This window comes from Streptomyces himalayensis subsp. himalayensis, from assembly GCF_013778455.1.
Lineage (GTDB): Bacteria > Actinomycetota > Actinomycetes > Streptomycetales > Streptomycetaceae > Streptomyces > Streptomyces himalayensis.
In genome coordinates this window covers 22970-48771 of record NZ_JACEHE010000043.1, presented here as the reverse complement: position 1 = coordinate 48771, position 25802 = coordinate 22970, and the positions used below count along the sequence as shown (strand labels likewise).

General features: G+C 69.9%; 15 protein-coding genes and 1 tRNA gene. 12 read left to right on the top strand and 4 right to left on the bottom strand.

The features are described 5' to 3' along the window. Positions 1–110 precede the first annotated feature (110 nt). Positions 111–776 carry a DegT/DnrJ/EryC1/StrS family aminotransferase gene (locus tag H1D24_RS37675; RefSeq protein WP_181662249.1) on the top strand — a complete coding sequence of 222 codons (666 nt, stop codon included), beginning with the start codon at positions 111–113 and terminating at the stop codon, positions 774–776. Between the two features lie 84 nt (positions 777–860). Then, positions 861–936: transfer RNA gene (locus tag H1D24_RS37670), tRNA-Thr, on the top strand. A 55-nt stretch (positions 937–991) separates the two neighbouring features. On the opposite strand, the gene H1D24_RS37665 is transcribed toward H1D24_RS37670, so the two are convergent. Continuing rightward, positions 992–3661 carry a SpoIIE family protein phosphatase gene (locus H1D24_RS37665; protein ID WP_220137687.1) on the bottom strand — a complete coding sequence of 890 codons (2670 nt, stop codon included), beginning with the start codon at positions 3659–3661 and terminating at the stop codon, positions 992–994. Between the two features lie 260 nt (positions 3662–3921). Between H1D24_RS37665 and H1D24_RS37660 the strand changes: the two genes are divergently transcribed. The 10 genes from H1D24_RS37660 (at position 3922) to H1D24_RS37615 (ending at position 18805) form a co-directional block, all read left to right on the top strand. After that, on the top strand, positions 3922–9423 hold the full coding sequence (locus tag H1D24_RS37660) for a HAMP domain-containing protein (RefSeq protein ID WP_181662245.1): 5502 nt from the start codon (positions 3922–3924) through the stop codon (positions 9421–9423). Positions 9424–9667: 244 nt separating this feature from the next. Beyond that, the gene (locus H1D24_RS37655) at positions 9668–10351 is read left to right on the top strand and encodes a response regulator (protein ID WP_181662244.1); all 684 of its coding nucleotides are present in this window, start codon (positions 9668–9670) and stop codon (positions 10349–10351) included. Between the two features lie 104 nt (positions 10352–10455). After that, positions 10456–13239: a DNA translocase FtsK gene (locus tag H1D24_RS37650; RefSeq protein WP_220137686.1), complete on the top strand. Its 2784-nt coding sequence runs from the start codon at positions 10456–10458 to the stop codon at positions 13237–13239. A 212-nt stretch (positions 13240–13451) separates the two neighbouring features. Next, entirely contained in the window at positions 13452–14294 is an 843-nt protein-coding gene (locus tag H1D24_RS37645; protein WP_181662242.1) for a helix-turn-helix domain-containing protein, read from the top strand. Between the two features lie 88 nt (positions 14295–14382). Next, positions 14383–15873 (top strand): 30S ribosomal protein S12 methylthiotransferase RimO, encoded by a 1491-nt coding sequence (rimO, locus tag H1D24_RS37640; protein ID WP_181662241.1) that lies wholly within the window; start codon positions 14383–14385, stop codon positions 15871–15873. Next, on the top strand, positions 15870–16709 hold the full coding sequence (pgsA, locus tag H1D24_RS37635; RefSeq protein ID WP_181662240.1) for a CDP-diacylglycerol--glycerol-3-phosphate 3-phosphatidyltransferase: 840 nt from the start codon (positions 15870–15872) through the stop codon (positions 16707–16709). The genes rimO and pgsA overlap by 4 nt, the downstream gene beginning before the upstream one ends. Further along, positions 16706–17230, top strand: a complete 525-nt coding sequence (locus tag H1D24_RS37630; RefSeq protein WP_181662239.1) for a CinA family protein — start codon at positions 16706–16708, stop codon at positions 17228–17230. Before pgsA ends, H1D24_RS37630 begins: the two co-directional genes overlap by 4 nt. Positions 17231–17339: 109 nt before the next feature. Further along, complete coding sequence (locus H1D24_RS37625; RefSeq protein ID WP_181662238.1) at positions 17340–17714, top strand: helix-turn-helix domain-containing protein; 375 nt, start codon at positions 17340–17342, stop codon at positions 17712–17714. Between the two features lie 236 nt (positions 17715–17950). Further along, positions 17951–18439 (top strand): Dps family protein, encoded by a 489-nt coding sequence (locus tag H1D24_RS37620; protein ID WP_181662237.1) that lies wholly within the window; start codon positions 17951–17953, stop codon positions 18437–18439. Between the two features lie 102 nt (positions 18440–18541). Beyond that, positions 18542–18805 carry a hypothetical protein gene (locus H1D24_RS37615; RefSeq protein WP_258564642.1) on the top strand — a complete coding sequence of 88 codons (264 nt, stop codon included), beginning with the start codon at positions 18542–18544 and terminating at the stop codon, positions 18803–18805. Between the two features lie 205 nt (positions 18806–19010). On the opposite strand, the gene H1D24_RS37610 is transcribed toward H1D24_RS37615, so the two are convergent. The 3 genes from H1D24_RS37610 to H1D24_RS37600 all read right to left on the bottom strand — a co-directional run bounded on the left by H1D24_RS37610 (position 19011) and on the right by H1D24_RS37600 (position 25694). Continuing rightward, positions 19011–19775, bottom strand: coding sequence for an SDR family NAD(P)-dependent oxidoreductase (locus H1D24_RS37610; protein ID WP_181662236.1), 765 nt, complete (start codon positions 19773–19775; stop codon positions 19011–19013). Positions 19776–19871: 96 nt separating this feature from the next. Next, positions 19872–20669, bottom strand: a complete 798-nt coding sequence (locus tag H1D24_RS37605) for a DNA-formamidopyrimidine glycosylase family protein (RefSeq protein WP_181662235.1) — start codon at positions 20667–20669, stop codon at positions 19872–19874. Positions 20670–20954: 285 nt separating this feature from the next. Next, positions 20955–25694: an ATP-dependent helicase gene (locus H1D24_RS37600; RefSeq protein WP_181662234.1), complete on the bottom strand. Its 4740-nt coding sequence runs from the start codon at positions 25692–25694 to the stop codon at positions 20955–20957. Between the last annotated feature and the right edge of the window lie 108 nt (positions 25695–25802).

Here is a 25802-nt window from a genome sequence, read left to right as displayed (position 1 = left end):
CTTTGATTGAGCTGGTCCCCCGACTTCGGTTGGGGGACCAGCTCTTTTTCGTTCTGCGTCATCTTGCGTTCACGTTGCGCGGTCAGCATCCCCCCATGGGGACAGTTGGAATCCTGAAGGCCGCTGGCATCGGCGCCGGCGACGAGGTCGTGGTGCCGGCGTTCGGGAACGTCGAAGTCGCAGAGGCTGTGGTCCTGGCTGGAGCAGTACCTGTCTTCGCCGACATAGACCCGGTGACGTACTGCCTTGATCCCGCGGCCGTTGCGGGTGCGATAACCCCGCGTACGGCGGCAGTCGTCGTCGTACACCGCTTCGGACGGCCGGCTGATGTCGATGCTCTGCGGAGCATTGGGCAGCGCCACGGCCTTCTCGTGCTGGAACACAGCGAGTTGGACGCGCCGCCGATCGACGGGGTGGCGCAGCGGCGAGCGCATGCCGCCTACCTCGACCAGCGGCTCGGCGGAGTGATAACGCCCATCGGTAGCGTGCGGCACACCTATCAGCAGTACGTCGTACGGGTTCCCGGAAACGGGAGGCCGGACCGGGACGCCTTTGTACGGGCCATACGTGCCAGGGGAGTTGACGGACGTGTGCCGGTCAAAACACCCCTGCACCGCATTCCCGGCTTCCGGCGCGACATCTGTCTGCCGGAGACAGAGCGGGCCGCCGACGAGACTCTGGCGCTGCCCGTCGATGCCTCACTTTCGCGGCGCGAGATACACCGGATCGTCTCGGCCTGCAACGCGCTCGGCGGGCTGCTGCAGCCTGCGTTCTGAGCCCGTGGCCGGCTGTTCGGAACACACGCGAGTTCGGGGTATGATTTATTCCGTTGCCGCGCGGGAAACCGCGTAAGGCGGCCGGCCCCTATAGCTCAGTCGGCAGAGCGTCTCCATGGTAAGGAGAAGGTCAACGGTTCGATTCCGTTTGGGGGCTCCACAGCACAAGGCCTCCGCCCATCGGGCGGAGGCCTTTTTGGTCTCCGGCCGAGGTCTCAGTCCTTCTGAAGACCGGGTACCCGCATCGCCAGAATCGCCATGTCGTCCGAGGGCGCGTCTGACGCGAAACGCTCCACAGCGCGCATGATGCGGGCGGCAACTGCGCCGGCCGTGAGGCCCGTGCAGGTGGTCAGAACATCCGTGAGGCCGTCGTCGCCGAGCATGCGCGTGCCCTCGCGGCGCTCCGTGACGCCGTCGGTGACGCAGAGCAGGACGTCGCCCGGGTCAAGGACGACCGTCTGCTCGTACAGCTCCAGATCGTCCATGACGCCAAGGAGCGGCTGCGGTTCAGCAGCCGGTTCCACCGTGCCGTCCTGGCGCAGGCGAAGCGGCAGGGGGTGGCCGGCGCAGACCACCTTCAGGACGGCCGAGCCGTCCTCCTGGGGCCACAACTCGCCGTAGAGCAGGGTCAGAAAGCGGCTGCGGGCTCCCTCGTCGAGGATCGCGGCGTTGAGGCGCTCCAGGACAGCGGGGCCGCCGAAGCCCTCGCGTGCCAGCAGCCGCAGGGCGTGCCGGGCCAGACCTGTGACGGCCGCCGCCTCCGGTCCCGTACCGCAGACGTCGCCGATCGCGAAGCCGTAGGCGCCGTCGCGGATGGGGAAGAGGTCGTAGAAGTCACCGCCGACCTCGTTGCCCTCGCCCGCCGCGCGATAGATGACCTCCACCTCGACGCCCGGCACATCGGGGAGTTCCGGAGGGAGCAGGCTGCGCTGGAGAGACTGGCTGATCGCCGTGCGCTCCGAGTACAGGCGGGCGTTGTCGAGGGCGAGGGCGGCCCTGCGGGAGAGGTCCTCGGCGAGTTCGAGGTCCTCCTGGCGGAAGTGTTCGTCGGAGGGCTTGCCGAGGGTGAGCATCCCGATGACGCGGTTGCGGGCCACCAGGGGGAGGACGACGGTCTCTCCGCCGACCGCCGATGAGGTCGCCAGAGTCGTACCGATGCCGGAGCTCACGCTGGCCGGCTCGCCGAGGCCCAGGCTGCGCATGGAGGTGCGCAGCGCCGCCTCGTGGGCGGCCTCGGAGGGGGTGTTCCACACGCGGGCGCCCGGCGTCGGGACCGGGTCGGGCGGGGCGATGCGCGCCAGCAGGGCCTTGAGACCGTCGATGCGCTCCTCGTCCTCGTGCAGCACGTACGAGAGGTAGGGCTCGGACGACTGGTCGGCGATCGTATAGACCGCGCACCACGTGGCCAGGGTCGGGACCGTCATCTGGGCCATGAGGGCCAGAGTCTGGTCGCGGTCCAGGGTGCCCGCGAGGAGGTCGGATGCCTCGACGAGGAAGGACAGCGAGCCCCGGCGGTGTCTCTCCAGCTCGCCGAGTCGGGCGGACTCCACGGCGAGGGCGATGCGGTCGGCGGCGAACTGGAGGCGCAGGGCCTCCTCGTTGGAGTACCGGTCGGGCGCCTCCGCCGCCACGCCGAGGGAGCCCGTGAGGCGCCCCTCGACCTTCAAGGGGACCGTGACGACGGAGCGCAGTCCCGTGCCGTTGAGCAGCGGCACGGCGCCGGGGACCTCAGAGAGATCTTCATGGACGGACGGCATGCGCGCCGAACCGTAACGGCCAGGCCCCGCTTCGACGGGGACGCGGGCGAAGCGCTGGCGGGCCGACGGCAGTCCGGTGGAGGCGCGGACCTCCAGCTCCGTCTCGTCGTCGGTTGCCAGCAGGAGGAACGCTGCGTCGCCGTCGAGCATGTCCCGGGCGCGCTCCACGGTGCGCTGCAGGAGCCCGTCCAGATCGTCCGGTGCCGGGGAGCCGATGAACACCTCGAAAGGGTCCGCGGCATGACCTTCGGTCAGGTTTGCGGGGTCCGGGTGGACCGGGCCGCGCAGCGGGGTCTGCAGGACGGCGCGCTCGTGGTCGCGTACGAGAAGGCAGACAGTGGACGGGTCCCCGTCGGCGTCGCGGACCCGTAGATGCGAGGCGTAGACGGGTGTGACGCGGCCGTCGGCGCCCCGGATGCCGTAACTGCCCTCCCAGCGCGAGAGTTGGAGGGCCTCGGCGATGCCGGTGCTGGTGCCGGGGGTGTGCGGCCAGGCCGCGAAGTCCGTGAGGGGCTTGCCGGTGACCTGGTCCGCCGCGTACCCGAAGAGCTCCTCGGCGTCCTCGTTCCAGGCCGTGACGGCGCCGGTCCGGTCGATCTGGATGACTGCGACCCGTACGCGGCCGTCGGCCAGCGGCAGCAGGTCGGTGGGGAGCGAGGGACCGGCTGTGCGGATCCCCACCGGCCGTTCCGGGAGGTCGAGTTGGAACCACACCTGTTTGTGCGTGGGGGTGTAGTCGACGCCCCAGCGGGAGGCCAGCGCGGCGCAGAGCTGCAGCCCCCTGCCGCCCTCGCGGTCGGGGCTGCCCATGGTCGCGAGGGACTGCTGGAGGGGGATCTCGCGCTCCGGGTAGCGGTCGGCGACCTCGATCCGTGCGCCGTCGCCTGTGCGAAGACAGAGGACTTCGGCGGCGGTGCCGGCGTGCACCACCGCGTTGGTGACGAGCTCGCTGGTGAGGACCACCGCGTCGTCGACGATGTCGGTGAATCCCCACCCCTGGAGGGTGTCGCGGACGAAGGAGCGGGCAGTAGCGACAGAACGCCCGACGGGGTCGAAGGTGGCAGCCGCGCGCGCGGTGATCACAGAACTCCTCGTACGAGTGTCGACGCCCAGGTCTCCCGTGGTCATACTGAGGCCGCCCCTCCGTTTGCCCGTTCGTTACGGCCACCAGCCCTGGCCGGGCGGACCGGGGCGGTTGGACAGCCGCATGCAAGGTTACTTACCTTCACCGTCCATGCGGATGCGGGTTCCCAGTGTTTCCGCCCGGAGGGTGTGCGGACGGTGTGCGAAGCTGCCGAACTGTTATGGCCTGGTTCCGCCATGGTGAAACACTGGGCAGGCTTGAAGAGACAGCCCGGCAAGAGGTCGACCCCTGCGGGAGGGACACAGTGGAGTCTGGCGCGGCGACGCGGAGCTCGAAGACGCGCGCGAAAGGCGGACAGTCCCTGAACAAGCAGCGCACATCACGCACCGGGACAACCGCGGTGGACACCGCGGCTCTCAACCGGCTGCTCGCGGCCCTGGTGTCGATGCGGGACGGTAACTTCCGCAAACGGCTCACGGTCTCGGGCGACGGCGTGATGTCCGAGATTGCGGCGGTATTCAATGAAGTCGCCGACCGGAATCTCCACCTGACGGGAGAGCTCTCCCGGGTGCGGCGCGTCGTCGGCCGTGAGGGAAAGCTCACGGAGCGGCTCGAGGTGGGAGCCTGCGAGGGTTCCTGGGCTGCGGCGATCGATGCGTCGAACGCGCTCGTGGACGACCTGGTACGCCCCGTCTCCGAGGTCGGCCGGGTGCTGTCCGCGGTGGCGGAGGGCGACCTCCAGCAGCGCATGGAGCTGCGCTCACAGGGGCCGGAGGGCGGCGGGCATCCGCTGCGCGGCGAGTTCCTGAAGGTCGGGCGCACCGTCAACAACCTCGTGGACCAGCTGTCCACGTTCACCGACGAGGTCACACGCGTGGCCAGCGAGGTCGGTACGGAAGGCAAGCTCGGGGGTCAGGCCCGGGTGCGCGGTATGTCCGGTTCGTGGAAGGATCTCACGGATTCGGTCAACACCATGGCGTACCGACTGACGGCGCAGGTGCGTGACATTGCTCTCGTGACGACTGCGGTCGCAAAGGGCGACCTGTCGCGGAAGGTGACCGTCCATGTCGCCGGCGAGATGCTCGAACTGAAGAACACCGTCAACACGATGGTCGACCAGCTCTCGTCCTTCTCCTCCGAGGTGACCCGTGTGGCGCGCGAGGTGGGTACCGAGGGCGAGCTCGGCGGTCAGGCGCAGGTGCCCGGTGTGGCGGGTGTGTGGAAGGACCTCACCGATTCGGTGAACCTCATGGCCGGCAATCTCACCGCGCAGGTGCGGGGGATCGCTCAGGTCACCACGGCTGTCGCCAGCGGCGACCTGTCGCAGAAGGTCACGGTCAGCGCACGCGGCGAGGTCGCACAACTGGCCGAGACCATCAACCAGATGACCGAGACCCTGCGCACGTTCGCCGACGAGGTCACGCGCGTGGCGAACGAGGTCGGTGCGGAGGGGCGGCTCGGCGGCCAGGCGAACGTGCCGGGCGCGGCGGGAACGTGGAAGGACCTCACCGATTCGGTGAACACGGTCTTCCGCAACCTCACCACTCAGGTGCGGGACATCGCCACGGTGACCACGGCGGTGGCCAACGGTGATCTCTCGCAGAAGGTCACCGTCGACGTCGCGGGCGAGATGCTCGAGATGAAGAACACCGTCAACACGATGGTCGACCAGCTCTCCAGGTTCGGTTCCGAGGTCACGCGCGTGGCGCGCGAGATCGGCGTCGAGGGCGAGCTCGGCGGGCAGGCGACTGTGCAGGGCGCGGCCGGTACGTGGAAGGACCTGACGGACTCCGTCAACACGGCGTTCGGCAACCTCACCGGGCAGGTCCGCAACATCGCCCAGGTGACGACGGCCGTGGCGAACGGCGACCTGTCGCAGAAGGTCACCGTCGACGTCTCCGGCGAGATGCTCCAGCTGAAGAACACCGTGAACACGATGGTGGACCAGCTGTCGAGCTTCGCGGACCAGGTCACGCGTATGGCCCGCGAGGTGGGCACCGAGGGCCGGCTGGGCGGTCAGGCGCAGGTGCCCGGTGTGGCGGGTGTGTGGAAGGACCTCACCGATTCGGTGAACCTCATGGCCGGCAATCTCACCTCCCAGGTGCGGGGGATCGCGCAGGTGACCACGGCGGTGGCCCGTGGTGATCTGTCGCAGAAGATCGACGTGGACGCGCGCGGCGAGATCCTGGAGCTGAAGAACACCATCAACACGATGGTCGACCAGCTGTCCGCGTTCGCCGACCAGGTGACCCGGGTGGCGCGCGAGGTGGGTACGGAGGGCCGGCTTGGCGGTCAGGCACAGGTGCCGGGCGTCGCAGGCGTGTGGCGCGATCTGACCGACTCCGTGAACGGCATGGCGGGCAACCTCACCGCGCAGGTCCGCAACATCGCGCAGGTCGCGACCGCGGTGGCCCGCGGTGATCTGTCGCAGAAGATCGACGTGGACGCGCGCGGCGAGATCCTGGAGCTGAAGAACACCCTCAACACCATGGTGGACCAGCTGTCGAACTTCGCCGAGCAGGTCACGCGCGTGGCGCGCGAGGTGGGTACGGAGGGCATCCTCGGCGGCCAGGCAGAGGTGAAGGGTGTCTCCGGCACCTGGAAGGACCTCACGCAGTCCGTGAACGGCATGGCGAACAACCTGACCATGCAGGTGCGGAACATCGCCGAGGTCACGACCGCGGTGGCGCGCGGCGACCTGTCGAAGAAGATCACCGTCGATGCCAAGGGCGAGATCCTCGAACTCGTCACCACCGTCAACACGATGGTCGACCAGCTGTCCAACTTCGCCGAGCAGGTGACCCGGGTGGCCCGCGAGGTGGGCACCGAGGGCCAACTCGGCGGTCAGGCCCGGGTCCCCGGCGTCACGGGCATCTGGAAGGACCTGAGCGACAACGTCAACCTGATGGCCAACAACCTGACCACCCAGGTGCGCCAGATCTCCCAGGTCACCACGGCGGTGGCGAACGGCGACCTCACCAAGAAGGTCACGGTCGAGGCGAGCGGCGAGGTTGCGCAGCTCGCGGACACCGTCAACACGATGGTGAAGACGCTGGGTTCGTTCGCCGACGAGGTCACGCGCGTGGCCCGCGAGGTGGGCACGGACGGCATCCTGGGCGGCCAGGCGCGCGTGCCGGGCGTGTCCGGTACGTGGAAGGACCTCACCGAGTCCGTGAACTCGATGGCGTCCAACCTGACCGGCCAGGTGCGCAACATCGCGATGGTGACCACCGCCATCGCCAAGGGTGATCTGACCAAGAAGATCGACATCGACGCCCGTGGCGAGATCCTCGAGCTGAAGACCACCATCAACACGATGGTCGACCAGCTCTCGAGCTTCGCCGAACAGGTCACCCTGGTCGCCCGCGAGGTGGGTACGGAGGGCCAGCTGGGCGGCCAGGCACGCGTGCGTGACGTGGACGGAACCTGGCGCGACCTCACGGAGTCCGTGAACGAGATGGCCGGAAACCTGACCCGCCAGGTGCGCGCCATCGCGGCCGTGGCCACCGCGGTGACCCGCGGCGACCTCAACCTCAAGATCGACGTCGACGCGGCCGGCGAGATCCAGGTCCTGCAGGACAACATCAACACGATGATCGCGAACCTGCGCGACACCACCCTCGCCAACAAGGAACAGGACTGGCTGAAGGGCAACCTGGCCCGTATCTCGGGTCTGATGCAGGGACGCCGCGACCTCGAGGACGTCGCCTCGCTCATCATGAGCGAGCTGACGCCGGTGGTCTCCGCGCAGCACGGCGCGTTCTTCGTGGCGATGCCCACGGACGACGGCAAGGACCGGGGCGCCGCGACCCAGGAAGATGCGTACGAGCTGCGCATGCTGGGCAGTTACGGTTACTCGATGGGCTCCATGCCGACGTCCTTCCGGCCCGGTGAGACCCTGATCGGCACCGCGGCCATGGAGAAGCGGACGATTCTCGTGGAGAACGTCCCGCCCGGTTATCTGAAGATCGCCTCCGGACTCGGGGACGCGCCGCCCGCGCATGTCATCGTGCTGCCGGTGCTCTTCGAGGGCACGGTCCTCGGGGTGATCGAGCTGGCGTCCTTCCAGCCGTTCACACAGATCCAGAAGGACTTCCTCAACCAGATCGCCGAGATGATCGCGACGAGCGTCAACACCATCAGCGTCAACACGAAGACCGAGGTGCTGCTCAAGCAGTCGCAGGAGCTCACCGAACAGCTGCGGCTGCGTTCGGAGGAACTGGAGCAGCGGCAGAAGGCCCTTCAGGCGTCCAACGCCGAACTGGAGGAGAAGGCCGAGCTGCTGGCCCGTCAGAACCGCGACATCGAGGTCAAGAACACCGAGATCGAGGAGGCGCGCCAGGTCCTCGAGGAACGCGCCGAGCAGCTCGCGGTCTCGATGCGGTACAAGAGCGAGTTCCTGGCGAACATGTCGCACGAGCTGCGGACGCCGCTCAACTCGCTGCTGATCCTGGCCAAGTTGCTCGCGGACAACGCCGAGGGCAATCTCTCCCCGAAGCAGGTCGAGTTCGCGGAGACCATCCACGGCGCCGGTTCGGATCTGCTGCAGCTGATCAACGACATCCTCGACCTGTCGAAGGTCGAGGCAGGAAAGATGGACGTCTCCCCGACGCGCATCGCGCTCGTCCAGCTCGTGGACTACGTGGAGGCCACGTTCCGGCCGCTCACCGCGGAGAAGGGACTCGACTTCTCCGTACGCGTCTCGCCGGAGCTGCCCGCGACGCTGCACACGGACGAGCAGCGGCTGCTGCAGGTCCTGCGCAACCTCCTGTCCAACGCGGTGAAGTTCACCGACTCGGGAGCCGTCGAGCTGATGATCAGGCCGGCCGGCAACGACGTGCCCATCGCCATCCGGGAGCAGCTGCTCGAGGCAGGGTCGCTGCGCGATGCGGACGCCGATCTGATCGCGTTCTCCGTCGCCGACACCGGCATCGGTATCGCGGCGAGCAAGATGCGCGTGATCTTCGAGGCGTTCAAGCAGGCCGACGGCACGACGAGCCGCAAGTACGGCGGAACGGGCCTCGGGTTGTCCATCAGCCGGGAGATCGCGCGGCTGCTGGGCGGCGAGATCCACGCCCAGAGCGAGCCGGGGCGCGGCTCCACGTTCACGCTCTATCTGCCGCTGTACCCGAGTGAACTGCCGCCGCAGGGCTACCCGCAGCTCGCTCCGGTGATCGAGCCGGGTGACACGGCGGCGTCCATGCGCGAGCTGACCGCGCCCGCGGCCGAGACGCCCGCAGAGGTGAAGTCGTACCGTGACACGCAGAACGGGCCGGCAGCGCTGTTCAGGCGGCGGCGGAGGGCGGTGGCGGCCGCCGATCAGCGGCCCGCCCTGCCGGGCCAGCCGGCGGGGCAGGAACGGGCCCAGGACAGCTGGGCGGGCGGGGCTGGACAGGAGTCGGCGCCCCTGGCGCGCCGCGCCCTGCAGTTCGACGGCGAGAAGGTGCTGATCGTCGACGACGACATCCGTAACGTCTTCGCCCTGACCAGCGTCCTGGAGCAGAACGGGCTGTCCGTGCTGTACGCGGAGAACGGCCGTGAGGGCATCGAAGTCCTGGAACAGCACGACGATGTGACGGTCGTACTGATGGACATCATGATGCCCGAGATGGACGGATATGCGACGACGACGGCGATCCGCAGGATGCCCCAGTTCGCCGGGCTGCCGATCATCGCCCTCACCGCGAAGGCCATGAAGGGCGACCGGGAGAAGGCCATCGAGTCCGGGGCTTCCGACTATGTGACGAAGCCGGTCGATCCCGATCATCTGCTCTCCGTGATGGAGCAGTGGATGCGTGAGGAGTGACCGGGTGGCGGACGGGCGCTGTCCACTTGCTGACTGACTGTGCCCGAAGCCGTGTAGAAGTACGGGAATCGGGGAACCTTCTGGTCCCCCACCGCGTTTCTGCTACGTGCACAGTGACATCGCGGTGACAGGGTGTGGCGACGGGCAGGGTGCGGCTACCATGACCGGCACAAGGGCGGGCGGCGAAAGGGAGTCGTCCCCTGGGGCGGCGCCCGGTGCACTGCCGGGACGAGGAGGGCGGGCCATGGTGCAGAAGGCCAAGATCCTCCTGGTCGATGACCGGCCGGAGAATCTGTTGGCGCTGGAGGCCATCCTCTCTGCGCTCGATCAGACGCTGGTGCGGGCATCGTCCGGGGAGGAAGCGCTCAAAGCACTACTCACGGACGATTTCGCGGTCATTCTGCTCGACGTCCAGATGCCGGGAATGGACGGTTTCGAAACCGCTGCGCACATCAAGCGGCGGGAACGGACCCGGGACATCCCGATCATCTTCCTCACCGCCATCAACCACGGCCCGCACCACACCTTCCGGGGATATGCGGCGGGTGCGGTGGACTACATCTCCAAGCCGTTCGACCCCTGGGTGCTCCGCGCCAAGGTCTCGGTGTTCGTCGAGCTCTACATGAAGAACTGCCAACTGCGGGAGCAGGCGGCCCTGCTCCGGCTCCAACTCGAGGGCGGCGGCAAGTCCGCGGTCGGCGACGCCAAGGAGCCCGCCAGTCTGCTGGCCGAGCTCTCCGCACGGCTGGCAGCCGTCGAGGAGCAGGCAGAGGCGCTGTCGAAGCAGCTCGACGACGACTCCGCGGACGCGGCTGCGGTGGCCACCGCGGCCCATCTCGAACGCAAACTCACGGGCCTGCGCAGGGCCCTGGACGCCCTGGAGCCGGGCACGGGGACGGGTGCGCCATCGCTGCCCTCGCAGAACTGAGCCCTTGAGGCACCGTCAGTTCAACGCCGCACCGGGAGCGACACGAACGGGTGAAGCCGTGGGCACACGTGTCCCCTGTGGTCTCCGACGGTAACCTCACACCCATGGCCTCACGTCAGCCCGCAGCCAAGAAGTCGCCCGCGAAGAAGGCGGCCGCTCCGACGAAGGCTGCGGCGAAGAAGGCCCCCGCGAAGAGGGCGCCTGCCAAGAAAGCGGCGGCGAAGAGGGCGCCTGCCAAGAAGGCGGCACAGAAGCCCGCGCCGAAGCCGGCTCCCAGTCCGACCGGGGGCGTGTACCGGCTCGTGCGCGCCCTGTGGCTGGGCCTCGCGCACGCCGTGGGAGCGATGTTCCGGGGCATAGGGCGGGGCGCGAAGGGGCTTGACCCGGCGCACCGCAAGGACGGCCTCGCGCTCCTTCTGCTCGGCATCGCGCTGATCGTCGCCGCAGGCACCTGGTCGAATCTGCGCGGCCCGGTCGGCGACCTCGTCGAACTGCTGGTGACCGGCGCCTTCGGCCGCCTCGACCTGGTCGTGCCGATACTGCTCGCCGTCATCGCCGTACGCCTCATCCGGCACCCCGAGAAGCCCGAGGCGAACGGGCGTATCGTGATCGGCCTGTCCGCGCTGGTCGTCGGCGTGCTCGGACAGGTCCACATGGCCTGCGGCGCGCCGGGGCGCGGCGAGGGAAGCGCCGCCATCAGGGATGCGGGCGGGCTCATCGGCTGGGCCGCCTCCACCCCGTTGATCTACACGATGGGCGAGCTCCTGGCCCTCCCGCTGCTCATCCTGCTGACGGTCTTCGGACTGCTCGTCGTCACGGCCACACCCGTCAACGCCATCCCGCAGCGACTGCGGCTGCTCGGCACGAAGCTCGGCATCATCCAGCCGGCGGCCGAAGAGGACGAGTACGCGACCGAGGACGACGAACGGTACGACGACCAGTGGCGCCGGGCCCTGCCCGCCCGCTCCCGGCCGCGGAGGCCGTCTTCCGCGGAGGCGTACGACCGGGACCATGCGGAGGAGGAGGCCCTGTCGTCCAGGCGGCGCAGGCCGCGGCGGGCCCCCGTACAACCCGCGCTGGACCGGCCTCTGGACGCCGTCGATGTGGCAGCCGCCGCGGCGGCCGCGCTCGACGGTGCCGTGCTGCACGGCATGCCGCCCTCGCCGCTTGTCGCCGACCTGACGCAGGGCGTCGTGCTGGACCGGGCCGAGCGGGAGCAGTCCGTGCCGGTACCGAACGCACGTACAAAGGACGCTCAGCGGGGCACGACCAAGGAGACGGCGAAGGAGACGGCGAAGAACGGCGAATCGCAGGGCGTCGAACGCACGTCCACGGTGCCCGACCTGACCAAGGCCGCTCCCGATGCGCCGCGGGATCTGCCGCCCCGCGCCGAACAGCTCCAGCTCTCCGGCGACATCACGTACGCGCTGCCCTCACTCGACCTGCTCGAGCGCGGCGGCCCCGGCAAGGCGCGCAGCGCCGCCAACGACGCGATCGTCGCCTCCCTCACCAACGTGTTCTCCGAGTTCAAGGTCGACGCCGCCGTCACCGGCTTCACCCGCGGCCCGACGGTCACCCGCTACGAGATCGAGCTCGGACCCGCCGTGAAGGTCGAGCGGATCACTGCGCTGACCAAGAACATCGCGTACGCCGTGGCCAGCCCGGACGTGCGGATCATCTCGCCGATCCCCGGCAAGTCCGCCGTCGGCATCGAGATTCCCAACACCGACCGCGAGATGGTGAACCTCGGTGACGTGCTCCGCCTCGCGGACGCCGCCGAGGACGACCACCCGATGCTGGTCGCGCTCGGCAAGGACGTCGAGGGCGGCTACGTGATGGCGAACCTCGCGAAGATGCCGCACGTCCTGGTGGCCGGTGCGACGGGTTCCGGCAAGTCGTCCTGCATCAACTGCCTCATCACCTCGGTCATGGTGCGGGCGACGCCCGAGGACGTCCGGATGGTCCTGGTCGACCCCAAGCGCGTCGAGCTCACCGCGTACGAGGGCATCCCGCACCTGATCACGCCGATCATCACCAACCCCAAGCGGGCCGCCGAGGCGCTCCAGTGGGTCGTACGCGAGATGGACCTGCGCTACGACGATCTCGCGGCCTACGGGTTCCGGCACATCGACGACTTCAACCAGGCCGTGCGCAACGGCAAGGTGAAGCCGCCCGAGGGCAGCGAGCGCGAGCTCCAGCCGTACCCGTATCTGCTGGTGATCGTCGACGAGCTCGCGGACCTGATGATGGTCGCGCCGCGGGACGTCGAGGACGCGATCGTGCGCATCACGCAGCTGGCGCGCGCGGCCGGCATCCATCTGGTGCTCGCGACTCAGCGGCCCTCGGTCGACGTCGTGACCGGCCTCATCAAGGCGAACGTGCCCTCCCGGCTCGCGTTCGCCACCTCCTCGCTCGCCGACAGCCGCGTCATCCTCGACCAGCCGGGTGCCGAGAAGCTCATCGGCAAGGGCGACGGGCTGTTCCTTCCGATGGGCGCGAACAAGCCGACCCGTATGCAGGGCGCCTTCGTGACCGAGGACGAGGTCGCCGCCGTCGTCCAGCACTGCAAGGACCAGATGGCGCCGGTCTTCCGCGACGACGTCACCGTGGGCGGCAAGCAGAAGAAGGAGATCGACGAGGACATCGGCGACGACCTGGACCTGCTGTGCCAGGCCGCCGAACTGGTGGTGTCCACGCAGTTCGGGTCCACCTCGATGCTCCAGCGCAAGCTGCGCGTCGGCTTTGCAAAGGCAGGCCGGCTGATGGATCTGATGGAGTCGCGGAACATCGTCGGGCCCAGCGAGGGGTCCAAGGCACGTGACGTTCTTGTGAAGCCGGATGAGCTGGATGGAGTGCTCGCGGTGATCCGTGGGGAAGCTCAACCGTAGGACGACCGGAAAGCTCATTCGCAGGACGACGGAAAGCAACCGTTTCCCTTCCGCATACGTCAAGTTGAGGGAGGGAAGGCACCGTGTCCCACCATCAGCATGTCGGTCCATGCTGTTGGCGTACAAAGTGCGACCGCCCGGTTGCCCGACCCTTTCGTACCCCCCCTAGACTGAACCTCCAGCAGGTGGCTACACGCTCGAAAGGCGCCCCCGTGTCCATCGGCAACTCCCCCCAAGACGACCGCCCGTCGGAAGACGACGACCTGTTCGCAGACGCCCGTCCCTCCATCGGCCGGGTCCTGCAGCAGGCGCGCATCGACGCCGGACAGACCGTAGAAGAAGTCAGTACCGTCACGCGGGTGCGCATCCCGATCGTGCATGCGATCGAACAGGACGACTTCACCCGCTGTGGCGGCGATGTGTACGCGCGCGGCCACATCCGCACAATTGCGCGAGCGGTCGGCATCGATCCCGCCCCGCTTCTCGAGCAGTTCGCGGCCGAGTACGGGGGGCGGCCCGCGCCGACCCCTGCCGCGCCTATGTTCGAGGCCGAGCGTATCCGGCCCGAACCGCGACGCCCCAACTGGACGGCGGCCATGGTGGCCGCGATCGTCGCCGTGATCGGCTTCGTCGGTTTCACGCTGTTCAGCGGTGAGAACGGCGCGGACGGGTCGACACAGGTGGCTGAGGGGTCGACGTCGGGCAGCAGCAAGCCGACGCCCAAGCCCAGCCCCACCAAGACCGAGGAGACCAAGCCCGACCCGTCGGACAGTGCGATCGCGGCGGCGCCCGCGGACAAGGTCACCGTCATCGTGAGTGCTGCGGACGGCCGCAGCTGGATCTCCGCCAAGGACGTCAACGGACGGCTGCTGTTCGACGGCATTCTGGAGCAAGGGCAGTCGAAGACTTTCGAGGACAACCAGCAGATCGACCTCGTGCTGGGCAACGCGGGAGCGATCCAGCTGGCCGTGAACGGCAAGCCCATCGAAGACAGGTTCGAGACCGGTCAGGTCGAGCGCCTCACGTATACGAAGGGCGACCCCGAGGCCGGGTGAGCGCGGGGCGGCCGGGGGGCGACCACCGGGTGATCTTGAGGTAGCCCTCCCGGCGGGGGCTGTCAGCGGGACAAAGTAGTCTGGGGCCATGCCCGAACGCCGTACCGTCGCACTGGTCACTCTTGGCTGCGCCCGTAACGAGGTGGACTCGGAGGAGCTCGCAGGCCGCTTGGAGGCGGACGGCTGGGAGCTCGTCGAGGACGCCGAAGACGCGGACGTAGCCGTCGTCAACACCTGTGGTTTCGTGGAGGCCGCCAAGAAGGACTCGGTGGACGCTCTCCTCGAGGCCAACGACCTCAAGGGGCACGGCCGCACTCAGGCGGTGGTGGCGGTCGGCTGCATGGCCGAGCGATACGGCAAGGAGCTCGCCGAAGCGCTGCCCGAGGCGGACGGCGTGCTCGGCTTCGACGATTACACGGACATCTCCGACCGTCTTCAGACCATCCTGAGCGGCGGCGTCCACGCCTCGCACACCCCGCGCGACCGGCGCAAGCTGCTGCCGATCAGCCCGGCGGAGCGGCAGTCCGCCTCCGGTGTGGCGCTTCCCGGGCACGGTGACTCCGCGGACGTCCCGGAGGTCCCGGACCTTCCGGAAGGTGTGGCTCCGGCCTCCGGGCCGCGGGCGCCCCTGCGGCGGCGGCTCGGCGGTGCGACCCCCGTCGCCTCGGTGAAGCTCGCCTCCGGCTGCGACCGGCGCTGCTCGTTCTGCGCCATCCCGTCGTTCCGCGGTTCGTTCATCTCGCGGCGACCCTCCGACGTCCTGGGCGAGACACGCTGGCTCGCCGAGCAGGGTGTCAAGGAGATCATGCTGGTCTCCGAGAACAACACCTCGTACGGCAAGGATCTCGGCGACATCCGTCTCCTGGAGACCCTGCTGCCCGAGCTCGCCGCCGTGGACGGGATCGAGCGTGTCCGCGTCAGCTATCTGCAGCCCGCCGAGATGCGGCCGGGGCTGATCGACGTCCTGACGTCCACGGAGAAGATCGCGCCTTACTTCGATCTTTCCTTCCAGCACTCCGCGCCCGGCGTGCTGCGCGCCATGCGGCGCTTCGGTGACACCGACCGGTTCCTGGATCTGCTCGACCAGATCCGGTCCAAGGCCCCGGCGGCCGGTGTGCGGTCCAACTTCATCGTGGGCTTCCCCGGCGAGACCGAGGCCGACCTGGCGGAGCTGGAGCGGTTCCTCACGGGCGCGCGGCTGGATGCGATCGGTGTCTTCGGGTACTCCGACGAGGAGGGCACGGAAGCGGCGACGTACGAGAACAAGCTCGACGAGGAAGTCGTCGCCGAGCGGCTCGCGCACATCTCGCGGCTCGCGGAGGAGCTGACCTCGCAGCGGGCCGAGGAGCGGATGGGCGAGACCCTCGAGGTGCTCGTCGAGTCCGTCGACGGTGAGGAGGGCGTGGTCGGCCGGGCGGCGCACCAGGCGCCCGAGACCGACGGCCAGGTGGTGTTCACGAGCGGCGAAGGCCTGCGCGTCGGACTTATGGTCGAGGCGAAGGTGGTCGGCACCGAGGGCGTCGATCTGGTTGCCGAGCCGCTCCAGGGCAGCGCGTGTACCGAGGAGGCGGGCAGATGACCGGAGTGCCGGCGTCCGCGGCAGGCGGCTCCGGCGCACCGGGCGCTCAGGGGACGAAGCCGGTGCGCGGTGGAAAGCTGGGCGTCGCGGCCGTCAACGAGGCCAGCCTCTGGAACATCGCCAACCTCCTCACCATGGTCCGGCTGCTGCTGGTGCCGGCCTTCGTGATGCTCATGCTCGCCGAGGGCGGGTACGACCCCGCGTGGCGGTCCCTTGCCTGGGCGAGCTTCGCGATCGCCATGATCACCGACTTGTTCGACGGTCATCTGGCGCGGACGTACAACCTCGTCACCGACTTCGGGAAGATCGCCGACCCCATCGCCGACAAGGCGATCATGGGGGCGGCACTGATCTGCCTCTCGGCCCTCGGCGACCTGCCCTGGTGGGTCACCGGTGTGATCCTCGGGCGTGAGCTGGGGATCACACTGCTGCGGTTCTGGGTCATCCGGTACGGGGTGATTCCGGCGAGTCGCGGCGGCAAGCTCAAGACCCTGACGCAGGGTGTCGCCGTCGGGATGTACATCCTGGCGCTGACCGGGCCGCTCGCCACGCTGCGCTTCTGGGTGATGGCCGTGGCGGTCGCGCTCACCGTGGGGACCGGGCTGGACTATGTGAAGCAGGCCGTGGTGCTGCGGCGGCGGGGAAGGGCGTCTGAGAAGGCGGCGGCGACCGAGAAGCCCTCGGACGAGGGCTCCGGCGGGGAGAGCTCCCCGCACGCAGGCTCCCAGGATGCGGGCTCGAACGGGCGCTCCCCTGATGAGCTGGCTCTGGAGGAGGGCGCGGCGGCCAGGCGTGCGGCGGACGGCCGAACGGCGGGCGAGGAGCCCGAGCGGTGACGACCGCGGCTGCCGAGGTAGTGCGACTACTGAGGGTGAGAGGCGAGACGCTCGCCATCGCCGAGTCGCTCACCGGCGGCCTGGTGGCCGCGGAGGTCACGGGAACACCCGGGGCCTCCAAGGCGTTCAGAGGTTCGGTGACCGCGTACGCAACGGATCTGAAGCAGAAGCTGCTGGGCGTCGACGGCCCCCGATTGGCCGAGTGCGGCGCCGTGGATCCCGAGGTGGCGCTGCAGATGGCCGCCGGGGTGCGCGAGGTGCTCGGCGCCGACTGGGGCATCGCGACGACCGGCGTCGCCGGGCCCGAGCCGCAGGACGGTAAGTCCGTCGGTACGGTTTATGTGGCGGTCCGTGGACCGGCCGGTGGCGGCAAAGTGGCCGCGCTGCGATTGAACGGCGACCGGGCGGAAATCCGTATGGAGAGTGTACGCAGCGTATTGGCGCTGTTGCTCGAGGAGCTCGCCGGCGAGCAATCCGGGAATGCGTGGGCGCAGGATACGGAAGAGAACGGGGGGACTTGATGTTTGCAGCCCTGAGTGAACACGACATCGCTCCCCGCACGGCCGCGGCGCAAGGCGGTACGGTGGGGCGTGAAGGATGCGGCTACACGGTCCGAGGAGGGAGCCACCGATGATTCTGCTCCGTCGCCTGCTGGGTGACGTGCTGCGTCGGCAGCGCCAGCGCCAGGGCCGTACTCTGCGCGAAGTCTCCTCGTCCGCCCGAGTCTCACTCGGCTATCTCTCCGAGGTGGAGCGGGGGCAGAAGGAGGCTTCCTCCGAGCTGCTCTCCGCCATCTGCGACGCGCTTGACGTACGGATGTCCGAGCTCATGCGCGAGGTGAGCGACGAGCTCGCCCTCGCCGAGCTGGCCGAGTCGGCAGCAGCCAGCGAGCCGGTGCGCACACCGGTACGCCCCATGCTCAACTCCGTCTCGGTGACCGGTGTGCCACCGGAACGGGTGACGATCAAGGCGCCAACGGAGGCGGTGGACGTCGTCGCCGCGTGACGCTCACGCTTGTGTGAGAGCCCCGGCCGGGGCCGTTCGGGAGTCATCCCGGACGCTCCTCGGCCGGGGCTTTCGCTGTGTCGGGGGCTTGCTCTGATGTGACCCGATTCATCCGCTTGTGCCATGGTTGTGGCAGTCGGTCCTGGTGGAGCGGCGGCAACTCGGGGATTCCGAGATTCCGGCATGTGTCAGACACGGGAGATCTGTGAGATGTGCGAGATGCGGAGGACTGTCGGATGTACGTCGTGAAGAGTCCGTTGTCCGAGGCGGATCTGAAGACTGTGTCCGAGGCGTTGCAGGGCGCCCTCGTCGACTTGGTGGATCTCTCGCTCGTCGCCAAACAGATCCACTGGAACGTGGTCGGTCCGCGTTTTCGCTCCGTGCATCTGCAACTCGACGAGGTCGTGGACACGGCGCGCCTGCACTCCGACACCGTGGCGGAACGGGCCTCGACGCTGGGCGTCCCACCCGACGGGCGCGCGGCGACCGTGGCCGGCAGTAGCGGAATCGGTTCTGCTCCGGAAGGCTGGATCAAGGACACCGAGGCGGTCGCGACGCTCGTGAGCGCGCTGGGCGCCGTGATCGCGCGCATGCGGGAGCGGATCGCGGCCACCGGTGACGCGGATCCCGTGAGCCAGGACGTCTTCATCGGCATCACGGCGGATCTCGAAAAGCATCACTGGATGTTCCAGGCGGAGAACGGCGGAGAGCGGCTGGGTGGCTGACGGGGCCCTGGATAGCTGACGGATCCCTTTGAGGTATGGCATCGGGCATGGAGCCGTCGGCGACGTTCTAGGGACGGTTGGCGTCGGCTGGAGGTGGCGGCCATGGCAGGGCGGATCGTGCGCTGGGCGCCGGCCCTGACAGTGGGCGCCCTGTGGTGGTGGGCCGTGCTCCGGCTCGCGCTCGCTCCGGACGCCGGTGCGCTGGAAGCCACCGTGGCCGTGGGCGGCTGGGGACTCAGCCTGCTGCCGGTGCACTGTGTGCCAAAGACACGGGCCACGGGGGTCGTGGGGGCGGTTCACCTGCTCGCGGGACTGAAGCGGCGGCGGGCACGCATAGGGCGTCGGCGGCCGCGGCCTGCTGGGTAGGGCGGTGCCGGTTCGCCGGTAGGGCGATCGCGGTTGTCGTCCTGCCGATGGTGTCGTCCTGCTGGCGGTGACCCTGGGTGTCGTCCTGCCGACAAGGGATAGTGGTGTCGTCCTGCCGACAGTGGTGCGAAAAGGGCGCGTTTGCCGGTCCGGGCGTGGCGCGTCTGCCGGCGGGGGTGGCGCCTCTGCCGGCCGTGGGTCCGGACTACCAGGGCATGGCGACGCCGCCGTTCGGGCGGAGGATCTGACCCGTGGTGAAGGACGAGGCGTCGGAAGCCAGGTACAGGACGGCGTGGGCGATGTCCTCCGGCTCACCGACGCGGCTCAGCGGAGACATCCGGGCCATGAGTCCCTCGACGCCGGCCTGGGCCACGGCGTCTTCGCGGTCGGTCATGGGCGTGCGGATCCAGCCCGGAGCCACGGCGTTGACGCGAATGCCATGCGCGCCCACCTCCGTGGCGAGAGTCTTGGTGAGCTGGACGACCGCGGCCTTCGCTGCACCGTAGCTGAGCAGGCCGGGGCCGCCGGTGTCGACGGCCCCCGAGGCCATGGTGACGATGCTGCCCCGTGTGCCCGTCGCGATCATGGACCGGGCCGCCTCCTGGCATGCGTACAGCACGCCCTTGAAGTTGACGCTCAGGACGCGGTCCAGGTCCTCGTCGCGCGTCTCCAGGACCGGGCTGCGGTGCATGATCCCGGCTATGGCGGCCATGACGTCGAGTCGGCCGGCCGCAGCGACGGCCTGGGCGAACTGTGGTCTGTCGGTCACATCGAGCGGGAGCGTATGGGCGGTGCCACCTCTGTCCTTGATCAGGGCGGCCGTCTCGTCGAGGCCCGGGATGTCGCGGTCTGCGCAGTGGACGGCGGCTCCGGCCTCCGCGAGGAGCACAGCAGTGGCACGCCCTATGCCGCTTGCGGCGCCGGTGACGAAAGCGGTGCGTCCGGTGAGGTCGTACGCGTCGACGGGCATGAGGCGACGGTACGAGTTATTCTGACGGTCCGTCAATTAGGTGGGGGCAGGCGGCCGTAGGGGGTCGGGAAGCCGGCATGTTGGCCTTCGCTGGTTCTACGGAGGTGTAGGCCCCCGTTGGCAGGTCGGGCACCAGTAGGTGGGGCGTTCCCGGCTTCCATCGCCTTGGTCGGCGGAGCGGATGGAGGTACGACAGCGCAGACAGGGGCGCGGCGCACGGCCGTAGACGTACAGGCGCTGGTCGCGGTGGCCCGTGGTGGAACGGGACAGGCGGTCACGGTTGGCTTCGAGGAGCTTCCTGGCGAGCGCGGGCAGTTGCGCGGTGGCGTCGTCGGTGAGCTCGCCGACGGGGAGCCAGGGCGTGACACGGAGGAGGAAACAGAGCTCGCTCTTGTAGACGTTGCCGATGCCCGCGAGATTGCGCTGGTCGAGCAGTGCCTCGCCGAGAGCGCGGGCCGGGTCCCGGAGCAGGTTGCGCAGCGCGAGGTCGGGATCCCAGTCCGGGCCGAGCAGGTCGGGGCCGAGATGGCCGACGGCCCTGTGCTCGTGGGTGGTGCGGAGCAGTTCCAGTACGGGGAGGCGGTAGCCGACGGCCGTGCTGTCAGTGGTGCCGAGGATCGCCCGGATTTGGTGGCCGGGACCGCCGCGCCAGCGCTCGCCGGGGGCGTACACCCGCCACGAGCCCTCCATACCGAGGTGTGAGTGCAGGGTCAGCCCGCCCTCGATACGGGTCAGCAGGTGCTTCCCGCGCGGGATGACCTCCAGGACCGTACGACCCGTCAGGTCGGCCGTGGCGTACTTGGGCACGCGCAGGTCGGACCGGATCAGCACATGGTCCGCGAGGGCAGCGTGCAGCTGCTGCGCGGTGTGCCAGACGGTGTCTCCTTCGGGCATGGGTCAAGGGTGGCACGGGCCGGTGGCAGGGCTGGCGCGGCGGGGTGGCACGGGCGGGTGGCAGGGCTGGCGCGGCGGGGTTGCATGGGCGGGTGGCAGGGCTGGCGCGGTGGGGTTGCATGGGCGGGTGGCAGGGCTGGCGCGCGGCAAGGTTGGGCGGGCGGCTGCCAGGGCTGGCGCGCGGCGAGGTCGCACGGGCAGGTGGCTGGCTGGTGCGGCGGATGGCTCGGGCGGTCGCATGGCTGGTGCGGCCGCCGAGAGTGCGGGAGACGGCGGGGACCGCCGTCAGGCCCGTATGCGCAGGCCGCGCGGCGTCGCGTGGAAGCCTGCTCCTTCCAGTAGGGCGGCGAACGGGGATGTCAGAGCGGAGGCGCCATTGATCCGCTCCACCGTGATCGTGCCGAGTGAGCCGGCCCGGGCTGCGGCCGCCAGGGACTCGGCGGCCACGTGCAGACGCGGGTCGTCGGCGGGGTCGTCCGGGGCGGTAGGCCAGGCCAGCAGGGTCTTGCCGCCGCGCTCCATGTACAGGGCCAGCTCGCCGTCGACGAGGACGACCAGGGAGCCGGCCTTGCGTCCCGGCTTGTGCCCGGCGCCGTCCGGGGGCTCGGGCCAGGACAGGGCCGCGCCGTAGGCGTTCGCGGGGTCCGCGGCCGCGAGCACCACGGTCCGAGGACCACCCGGCCGCGAGCGAGTGGGCGCCCATCCGGGGCCGACAGGCCTGCCGTGGTAGCCGTCCGGGAAGGCGCCCGCGTCGCCCGGGAACACCCCCGACTCCTGACCAGCTATCGCCTCGCCGCGCTCCTGCGCGGTGGCCGCAGCGCGCAGCCGGTCCACCGCGCCGTCCATCGCGAACTGCGCGGCGCCGAGCCCCTCGACGACATAGCCGCGGCGCGCCTGACCGCTCTCCTCGAAGGCCGACAGAATCCGGTACGTCGCCGAGAAGCCGCCCTCCACGCCCTCCGCGGCCACCGCACCCCGGGTCACCACACCGTGCCGGTCCAAAAGGACGCGGGCCAGGGCGTGAGCGCGCAGCGTCGGGTCCGGCTCGCGCGCCGGGAGCAGCGACCAGCGCCCGGCCACCGTGGGCGGGCCGGAGCGAGAAGCGGGGCGGGCGGCTGCTGGCAGCGTGCCGTAGCGGCCGCGCGGGATGGTGCGCTTGGCCCGGTGCGCCGTGGAGCCCGCGGTGCGACCCGAGCCGAGGAGTGAGCGCATCGGGGCGAGCGTGTCGTTGGTGAGCCGGCCGGACCAGGCCAGATCCCAGAGGCCATCGGCCAGTTGGGGGTCCGTGGCGTCCGGGTGGGTGGTGGCCCGGACCTGGTCGGCGATCTGGCGGAAGAAGAGTCCGTAGCCGCCGGAAAGGGCTTGAAGGAGGGACTCGTGGAGAGCCGTCAGCTCCAGGGGATGGGGCGGTGGAAGCAGCAAGGGAGCGGAGTCGGCCAGGTACAGGGAGACCCAGCCGTCCTTGCCCGGGAGGGCTCCGGCGCCTGCCCACACCACTTCGCCGGCGGCCGTCAACTCGTCGAGCAGCGACGGCGTGTAGTCCGAGACGCGGGAGGGCAGGACAAGCTTCTCCAGGGCCGACGCAGGCACCGACGCACCCTGCAGCTGCTCGATGGCTCGCACCAGGCCGTCCACTCCACGCAGCCCATGCCCGCTCAGGTGCTGCCACTGGGGCAGGAACTGGGCGAGTGCGGCGGGCGGCACCGGCTCCAGTTCGTGGCGCAGCGCCGCGAGGGAACGGCGGCGCAGCCGACGCAGCACCGCCGCGTCGCACCACTCCTGACCGATGCCCGCGGGGTGGAACTCCCCTTGTACGAGACGGCCGCCCGCGGCGAGGCGGTGCAGGGCCCCCTCGGTGACGGCGGTTCCGAGGCCGAAGCGGGCTGCGGCGGCCGCCGAGGTGAACGGGCCGTGCGTGCGCGCATAGCGGGCGAGCAGATCGCCGAGTGGATCCTTCACCGGCTCGGTGAACGCCTCGGGGACGCCCACGGGGAGTGCGGTGCCCAGCGCGTCCCGCAGCCGGCCCGCATCCTCGACCGCCGCCCAGTGGTCCGCCCCCGCGATACGGACGCGAATCGCGCGGCGGGCGCCGGCCAGCTCCTGTGCCCACTGAGGCTCGGCGCCCCGCTCGGCCAGCTCGGCGTCCGTGAGGGGCCCGAGGAGACGGAGCAGGTCGGCGACGCTCTCGACGTCCTTGGCGCGGCGGTCCTCGGTGAGCCACTGCAGTTCCTGTTCCAGCTCGGTCAGGACTTCGGCGTCCAGGAGCTCGCGAAGCTCGGCCTGGCCCAGCAGTTCCGCGAGGAGACGCGAGTCCAGCGACAGCGCCGCGGCGCGTCGCTCGGCCAGCGGGGAGTCGCCCTCGTACAGGAACTGTGCGACGTATCCGAACAGCAGCGAGCGGGCGAACGGGGACGGCTCGGGCGTCGTGACCTCGACGAGGCGGACCTTGCGGGACTCGATGTCGCCCATCAGCTCCGTGAGGCCCGGGACGTCGAAGACGTCCTGAAGGCACTCGCGCACTGCCTCTAGGACGATCGGGAAAGACCCGAATTCGCTGGCTACCTGCAGCAGTTGTGCCGCCCGCTGGCGCTGCTGCCACAGCGGGGTGCGTTTGCCAGGGTTGCGGCGCGGCAGCAGCAGGGCGCGGGCCGCGCACTCCCGGAACCGCGAGGCGAACAGGGCCGAGCTGCCGACCTGGTCGGTGACGATCTGGTCGACCTCGGCCTTGTCGAAGGTGACATCCGCCGCGCCCACGGGCGCCTGCTCCGTGTCGTATTCGGTGCCGACGCTCATGGGCTCCTGGTCGAGCAGGTCCAGGCCCATGAGATCGGCGTCCGGAAGGCGCAGCACGATGCCGTCGTCGGCGTGCATGACCTGCGCGTCCATGCCGTACCGCTCGCCGAGGCGGGCACCCAGCGCCAGCGCCCACGGGGCGTGGACCTGGGCGCCGAAGGGGGAGTGGACGACGACCCGCCAGTCGCCCAGCTCGTCGCGGAACCGTTCGACGACGATCGTGCGGTCGTCCGGGACATGGCCGCATGCCTGGCGCTGCTCGTCCAGATACGCCAGGACGTTGTCCGCGGCCCATGCGTCCAGGCCCGCGGCCACCAGCCGCAGGCGGGCGTCGTCCTTGGGCTGTGAACCGACCTCGCGCAGGAATGCGCCCACCGCACGGCCCAGTTCGAGGGGGCGTCCCAGCTGGTCGCCCTTCCAGAACGGCAGCCTGCCCGGGACGCCGGGCGCGGGGGACACCAGCACGCGGTCACGGGTGATGTCCTCGATGCGCCAGGACGTGGTGCCCAGCGTGAAGACATCGCCCACCCGCGACTCGTACACCATCTCCTCGTCGAGCTCGCCGACCCGGCCGCCGCCCTTCTTCGGGTCCGCGCCGGCGAGGAAAACGCCGAAGAGTCCACGGTCGGGAATCGTGCCGCCCGAGGTGACGGCCAGCCGCTGTGCGCCGGGGCGGCCCGTGACCGTACCGGCGACGCGGTCCCACACCACGCGCGGGCGCAGTTCCGCGAAGGCGTCCGACGGATAGCGGCCCGCGAGCATGTCGAGCACCGCGGTGAAGGCCGACTCCGGCAGCGATGCGAAGGGCGCCGCGCGGCGGACCATGGCCAGCAGGTCGTCGACCTGCCAGGTGTCCATCGCCGTCATGGCGACGAGCTGCTGTGCCAGCACGTCCAGGGGGTTGGCCGGGACCCGCAGCGACTCGATGGCGCCGGTGCGCATGCGCTCGGTGACCACGGCGGCCTGCACCAGGTCGCCCCGGTACTTGGGGAAGACCACGCCCGTGGAGACCGCGCCCACCTGATGTCCCGCGCGGCCCACGCGCTGGAGGCCGGAGGCCACCGACGGCGGCGACTCGACCTGGACGACGAGGTCAACGGCACCCATGTCGATGCCCAGCTCCAGACTGGACGTGGCGACGACTGCGGGGAGCCGGCCCGCTTTCAGGTCCTCCTCGACGAGCGCGCGCTGCTCCTTGGACACCGAGCCGTGGTGCGCGCGGGCGATGACCGGGGGTGCGCCCAGTGCGGCGCCCGAGCCGCCCATCAGCTCGGCCGGGCCGTGCGCCTCCTCCAAGGGCTCGCCCATCGCCCGTTCGTACGCGATCTCGTTGAGCCTGTTGCACAACCGCTCCGCGAGACGGCGCGAGTTGGCGAACACGATCGTGGAGCGATGGGCCTGGACGAGATCGGTGATCCGCTCCTCGACATGCGGCCAGATCGACGGCCGCTCGGCGGCCTGCCCGGAGTCGGCGACAGGGGATCCCCCGAGCTCCCCGAGATCCTCGACCGGGACGACCACCGATAGGTCGAACTCCTTGCCCGACTCCGGCTGGACGATCTCGACCTTGCGTCGCGGTGAGAGATAGCGGGCGACCTCGTCCACCGGGCGCACCGTCGCGGACAGGCCGATGCGCCGCGCCGGCCGCGGCAGCAGCTCGTCGAGCCGCTCCAGGGAAAGCGCCAGATGCGCACCGCGCTTGGTGCCGGCGACCGCATGCACCTCGTCAAGGATCACCGTCTCGATGCCCGTCAGCGCATCGCGCGTGGCGGACGTGAGCATCAGGAAGAGCGATTCCGGCGTCGTGATCAGAATGTCCGGCGGTCGCGTGGCCAGCGCCCTGCGCTCGGCGGGCGGGGTGTCGCCGGAGCGGATGCCGACCTTCACCTCGGGCTCGGTCAGCCCCAGACGCACCGCCTCCTGACGGATACCGGTCAGGGGGCTGCGCAGATTCCGCTCCACATCGACCGCGAGGGCCTTCAGCGGGGAGACGTAGAGCACGCGGCAGCGCTTCTTCGGATCGGCCGGCGGCGGAGTCGATGCCAGCTGGTCCAGGGCGGCGAGGAACGCGGCCAGCGTCTTGCCGGACCCGGTGGGGGCGACCACCAGCACGTCCGAACCCTGCGCGATGGCCCCCCACGCCCCGGCCTGGGCGGCCGTGGGCGCGGAGAAGGCACCCGTGAACCAGCCGCGGGTGGCGGGGGAGAAGGCGTCGAGCGCAGACCTGACCATGCCCCCCATCGTGCACCCCGCCACTGACAATGGCTCCGACCTGCGCAATACGGTGACTCGGGCCTGCGCGAGCACGCTGGTGACAGGGGTGCGGGGCCCTCGGTGGCC